2 protein-coding genes and 1 pseudogene are annotated in these 4,059 nt (G+C 71.2%); all 3 read left to right on the top strand.

What is annotated here, in order from left to right; all coding sequences use genetic code 11:
• The first annotated feature begins 62 nt into the window (after positions 1–62).
• Complete coding sequence (gene tatC, locus ABDW21_RS06940; RefSeq protein ID WP_343601925.1) at positions 63–992, top strand: twin-arginine translocase subunit TatC; 930 nt, start codon at positions 63–65, stop codon at positions 990–992.
• Positions 976–3,735 carry an RNA helicase gene (locus ABDW21_RS06935; protein ID WP_343601924.1) on the top strand — a complete coding sequence of 920 codons (2,760 nt, stop codon included), beginning with the start codon at positions 976–978 and terminating at the stop codon, positions 3,733–3,735. Before tatC ends, ABDW21_RS06935 begins: the two co-directional genes overlap by 17 nt.
• Positions 3,736–3,790: 55 nt before the next feature.
• Positions 3,791–4,059 (top strand): annotated as a pseudogene (locus ABDW21_RS06930) (hypothetical protein); the annotation flags it as partial.

Genomic DNA, 4,059 nt, shown 5'->3' with positions numbered 1-4,059 from the left:
ACCGAGTGACTATGCAGACCGAGTGACTATGCAGACCGAGTGACTATGCAGACCGAGTAACTGTGCGCACCAACGGAATTCTGCGGCGGCTCGACCCCCGCTCGCGTCACAGCCGCACCAATCCCTACGCGACGATGTCGCTGGTCGCGCACCTGACCGAGTTGCGCACCCGACTGCTGGTCTCGCTGGCCACGATCGCGCTCACCACCGTTCTGGGATTCGTGTGGTATTCGCATGCGCTGTTCGGGTGGGAAAGCCTCGGCGAATGGCTGCGCCACCCCTACTGCGCCCTGCCGTCGTCGGCGCGCGCGGACATCAGCGCCGACGGGCAGTGTCGGCTGCTGGCCACCGCGCCGTTCGACCAGTTCCTGTTGCGACTCAAGGTCGGACTGACCGCGGGGGTGGTGCTGGCCTGCCCGATGTGGCTCTACCAGCTGTGGGCGTTCATCACGCCCGGGCTGTACCGCAGGGAGCGCCGCTTCGCGGTGGCGTTCGTCATCCCGGCGGCGGTGCTGTTCGTCGCCGGCGCGGTGCTGGCCTACCTGGTGCTGTCGAAGGCACTGCGGTTCCTGCTGACGGTCGGCAGCGACGTACAGGTCACCGCGTTGTCCGGCGAGAAGTATTTCGGTTTCCTGATCAACCTGCTGCTGGTGTTCGGTATCAGCTTCGAGTTTCCGCTGCTGATCGTCATGCTGAACCTGGCCGGGGTGCTCGGTTACGCCCAGCTGCGGTCGTGGCGGCGCGGCCTGATCTTCGCGGTGTTCTGCTTCGCGGCGATCTTCACGCCGGGCTCCGACCCGTTCTCGATGATCGCGCTCGGGTGCGCGCTGACCCTGCTGCTCGAAATGGCCATCCAGATCGCCCGGCTGCATGACAAACGAAAAGCCAAGCGCGACGCCATGATCTCCGATGACCAGGCGTCCACCATCGAGGCGCCGTCGTCGATACCCGAACCGTCGCGGGTTGCCGCGCCCCATGACGACGTCACCTGACGGGCACCGCGGCGGCGAGCTCGCCCGGTTCACCGCGGAGCTGCCCTTCGCGCCGGACGGGTTTCAGCTACAGGCCTGCGCCGCCCTGGAACGCGGCCACGGGGTGCTGGTCTGCGCGCCGACCGGGGCCGGCAAGACGGTCGTGGGCGAATTCGCGGTGCACCTGGCGCTGGCGTCGGGCGGCAAGTGCTTCTACACCACGCCGCTGAAGGCGCTGAGCAACCAGAAGCACACCGACTTCTCCGCCCGCTACGGCAAAGACCGGATCGGTCTGCTCACCGGCGACCTGTCGGTGAACTCCGGCGCCCCGGTGGTGGTGATGACCACCGAAGTGCTGCGCAACATGCTCTACGCGGATTCGCCTGCACTGCAGGGGCTTTGCTATGTGGTGATGGACGAGGTGCATTTCCTGGCCGACCGGATGCGGGGCGCGGTGTGGGAGGAGGTGATCCTGCATCTGCCCGAGGAGGTGCGGCTGGTCAGCCTGTCGGCGACGGTCAGCAACGCCGAGGAGTTCGGTGGATGGATCCAGACCGTGCGCGGCGACACCGCGGTCGTCGTCGACGAGCACCGCCCGGTGCCGCTGTGGCAGCACATGCTGGTGGGCAAACGCCTCTTCGACCTGTTCGACTACCGGGCGGATGGCGCCGGGGACAAGTCGCCGGTGGATCCGAATCTGTTGCGCCACATTGCAAATCGCCGTGAGGCAGACCGGCTCGCCGACTGGCGAGGCCCCCGCCGGCAGGCGGGCAGGGGAAGGCCCGGTCGGCCCGGCGGGCACCGGCTGCCGTCGCGGCCGGACGTCGTCGCAACCCTGGACCGCGAGGGACTGCTGCCGGCGATCACGTTCGTGTTCTCCCGCGTCGGGTGCGACGCCGCCGTCACCCAGTGCCTGCGCTCGCCGTTGCGGCTGACCACCGAGGAGGACCGGGCGCGCATCGCCGAGGTGATCGACCACCGGTGCGGGGACCTGGCCGACGACGACCTCGACGTGCTCGGCTACTACGAGTGGCGCGAGGGATTGCTGCGCGGCCTGGCCGCCCACCATGCCGGGCTGCTGCCGGTGTTCCGGCACACCGTCGAGGAGCTGTTCACCGCGGGCCTGGTCAAGGCGGTGTTCGCCACCGAGACGCTGGCGCTGGGTATCAACATGCCGGCGCGCACCGTCGTGTTGGAGCGGCTGGTGAAGTTCAACGGCGAGCAGCATCTGCCGCTGACACCGGGGGAGTACACGCAGCTCACCGGGCGGGCGGGCCGGCGCGGCATCGACGTCGAGGGCCATGCGGTGGTGATCTGGCACCCCGGCGACGACACCAGCGACCCGGCCTCGGTGGCCGGCCTGGCCTCCAACCGCACGTTCCCGCTGCGCAGCTCGTTCGCGCCGGCGTACAACATGACGATCAACCTGGTGGCGCGGATGGGGCCCGAACAGGCGCACCGCCTGCTGGAGCAGTCCTTCGCCCAGTATCAGGCCGACCGGTCGGTGGTCGGGCTGACCCGCGGGGTCGAGCGGGGCGAACGGATGTTGGAGAAGATCGCCGCCGAGCTGGGCGGCGAGGACGCGCCGATGCTGGACTACGCCCGGCTGCGCGAGCAGATCACGCAACGGGAACGCGCGCAGGCCCGCGCGTCGCGGCTGCAGCGGCGGCAGGCCGCCACCGACGCGCTGGCCGCGCTGCGCCGCGGCGACATCATCACAATCACCCACGGCCGTCGCGGCGGGCTGGCGGTGGTGCTGGAATCCGACCGCGACAGCTCCGACCCTCGGCCGCTGGTGCTCACCGAAAACCGTTGGGCGGGAAGGATTTCGTCGGCCGACTATTCCGGTGCCGCGACGCCGGTCGGGTCGATGACCCTGCCCAAACGGGTCGAGCACCGCCAGCCGCGGGTGCGCCGCGACCTGGCCTCGGCGTTGCGGACGGCGGCCGCGGGGCTGGTGATCCCCGACACCGGCGGCCGGCGGCGCGACGGCGCCGACGTCGATCCCGAACTGGTGTCGCTGCGAGCGCAACTGCGCCGCCACGCCGCGCACCGGGCGCCCGACCGTGAGGCCCGGGTCCGGGTCGCCGAGCGCTACCTGCGCATCGAACGCGAGAACGCGGCGCTGCGGCAGAAGGTGGCGGCGGCCACCAATTCGCTGGCCCGCACCTTCGACAGGATCGTCGGGCTGCTGGCCGAGCGCGGCTTCATCCGGGTCACCGACGGGAATCCCGAGGTCACCGACGACGGACGGTTGCTGGCCCGGATCTACAGCGAAAGCGACCTGCTGGTGGCCGAATGCCTGCGCACCGGCGCGTGGACCGGGCTCGAACCGGCCGACCTGGCCGCGGTGGCCTCGGCGGTGCTCTACGAGTCGCGCGGCGGCGACGGGCGGGGGCCGCCGCGCGCCGCGGAGGTGCCCAGCGCCGCGCTGCGGCGGGCGCTGCACCGCACCGAACAGCTGGCCGGGACGCTGCGCGCCGACGAGCAGCGGCACCGCATCGGTCCCAGCCGCGAGCCCGACGACGGCTTCGTGCCCGCGATCTACCGCTGGGCCCGCACCGGGGACCTGGCCGCCGCGTTGGCCGCCGCGGACACCGGCGGCGCGCCGCCCTCGGCGGGAGATTTCGTGCGGTGGTGCCGGCAAGTGCTCGACCTGCTCGACCAGGTCCGCAACGCGGCGACGCAGCCAGCGCTGCGGGCGGCGGCCAACCACGCGATCGACGCGGTTCGGCGCGGCGTCGTCGCAGTTGACGCCGGGTAAGCTTGCCCACGTCTCCGGTTTTACACCCGCCGACACCGGACCGAGAGGACTCTCAATGAGCGGACCGCAGGGATCTGACCCCACGCAGCCGTGGCAGCCGCCGCAGGACGAGAACCGGCAGGGCGGCGACCAGCCGGCCGGGCAGGCATCGCCGTGGCAGCAGCCGGCCGGGGAGCAGTCAGCCTGGCAGCAGCCGACGTGGCAGGCGCCGGCCGACCAGGCGGCGTGGCAGCCGCCGGCCTACGGCCCCACCGACTACGCGCCCTACCAACAGCCCGGGCAGTTCTATCCGCAGGCGCCCGCCTACCCTCAGCCGGACCAGTA

It is taken from the genome of Mycobacterium sp., assembly GCF_039583805.1.
GTDB lineage: Bacteria > Actinomycetota > Actinomycetes > Mycobacteriales > Mycobacteriaceae > Mycobacterium.
Note: the sequence above shows the minus strand (reverse complement) of the source record. Positions and strands in the feature narration are given on the sequence as shown.